The sequence below is a fragment of the Bradyrhizobium sp. LTSPM299 genome, from assembly GCF_000938235.1.
In the GTDB taxonomy this organism is placed as follows: Bacteria; Pseudomonadota; Alphaproteobacteria; order Rhizobiales; family Xanthobacteraceae; genus Bradyrhizobium.
Genome location: NZ_JYMU01000014.1, coordinates 1 through 1567, shown reverse-complemented (window position 1 = coordinate 1567; position 1567 = coordinate 1). Strand labels below are relative to the sequence as shown.

General features: G+C 57.8%; 3 protein-coding genes. 1 reads left to right on the top strand and 2 read right to left on the bottom strand.

Features of this window, described 5'->3' with window-relative positions:
- Nucleotides 1-74: 74 nt before the first annotated feature.
- Together UP10_RS10390 and UP10_RS44055 are read right to left on the bottom strand one after the other, a co-directional pair.
- Nucleotides 75-314, bottom strand: a complete 240-nt coding sequence (locus UP10_RS10390) for a hypothetical protein (RefSeq protein ID WP_044587263.1) — start codon at nt 312-314, stop codon at nt 75-77.
- 150 nt (nt 315-464) lie between these two features.
- Nucleotides 465-617, bottom strand: coding sequence for a hypothetical protein (locus tag UP10_RS44055; protein WP_156179754.1), 153 nt, complete (start codon nt 615-617; stop codon nt 465-467).
- A 567-nt stretch (nt 618-1184) separates the two neighbouring features.
- Between UP10_RS44055 and UP10_RS45170 the strand changes: the two genes are divergently transcribed.
- Nucleotides 1185-1337: a hypothetical protein gene (locus UP10_RS45170; protein WP_197086778.1), complete on the top strand. Its 153-nt coding sequence runs from the start codon at nt 1185-1187 to the stop codon at nt 1335-1337.
- Nucleotides 1338-1567 lie beyond the last annotated feature (230 nt).

Sequence of the window (1567 nt, the reverse complement as noted above, 5' to 3'; positions counted from 1 at the left end):
CGGCGGGCATGTGCCGCGAATGTCCTCAGCCGATGCCACAAGCACCGCATAAAGGTGGGTGAGCAAGAGGCGACCTATTTGTCGAAGGGAAACGAGTCCTGCCCCTCGAACCAATCGATCACCTCGAAGAGCATCCCGCGTCTCAGCATCTCGGCCTCCAGATCGGCCGCGTGTTTCTTCCACTCCGATGTGTCCCGCACCTTGAACTTCGGTTCGGCGCCGACGCGCTCCGCTGCATCATCGGCAGCCAGCGCACCGCGAACGGCCGCGTACATCATCGTGAGGCTTTCGCCAGTGAAGGCCGGATAGTCCATCTCGGGGATCCTACGAAAAAGCCGCCGCGGGGGATTCCCAGCGACGGCTGTAGCTCAATCCAGAAGGTCGTAGTGAAGGTGACCCCGACGAGTTAATTCGCAGTTACCGATCGCCGTGGCTGCCGGGCGTGTGTCACCAGCCGCTGCCGGTCACGCTTCCGGTGCAATCGTCGGCGCCGCTTCATGTCGACACCCGCCGATGTCAGGCCCCTCTTTGAGCCGGCCGGCGGCCACGAAACCATTTTCTCCGAACGCGAAGTCGTCCCGCAACAGATGGGGCCTAGCGTTGATGGTGTCGAACAACGGGGTTCGATCATTGTGATCCAGCTCACACGCACCACGAGCAGTCTGAGCTAAACAAGTGGTCAAATCCTCATCATGAGGCGACGCCGATGCTCTCAGAGAAATTCATTGTTCTGCTGGAAGCCGTTATCAGATCCCAAGGACATGTTTATCCGGACGGAAGCCCGCGGGTGGTAAGCAACTCTCCGCACGTCCCTGTGAAGCTGCCTGCAAAGTAGCACACGAAGCAGGCACCGAAACAAACCGGCCTCACCTCCTGTCATTGGACAAAGGGGATTCGGCTATGTCTGACGACCTTCATTTTGCGGATTTAGCAGAGGTATTGAAAGACGCTCACCTTCGGCGATCCGCTGATTTGGGCAGGTGGTTGAGGGAGTTCTTCCATAGGCGGCGCGAGGAAAGAATGGCCCGCGATCAAGAGCGAGCGCGCGCCTTGCCGCAGTCACAGAGCGGTCTCACGACGTAGGCTTTGCCCGCTCTCTGATCCAGTGCACATTTGCAGCTCAGAGGTTGAGTTATCGTCGCATCTACGATGCTCCGCTCGTGGAGCCGAACCGGGGGTTGAAAATGGCCGCAATCGCAAAAGCCCTCTTCCGTGTGTCGCACATCGATGGCGATGTCGAAACGTTCAAGACGCTGGTCATTTTTTGCGGTGTCGGTTTGTTGGTGTCTCTGCTCTTCGCAAGCTACGGGCTGGATTTGAGCGCCGGATTTTTTTGACGGAAAAAACGCCCTTTCAGCAAACACTCAGATTTGCCTCATTGGCGAAACTTGGAGGTCGCAATGAATGCCGTCGCAAGCGTTCTTTCCCGCGGACGGGGTCCTTCCGCCGACGAAGCGCTAAAGATTCTTGTAATTTGCGGCGTCGTCTTAGCCGTTTCGTTGCTTCTGGCAAGCTTGTCTGCCCATGTAGGACCAGCGCCGAGCGCCGTTGGCCTCGATGTAATGAA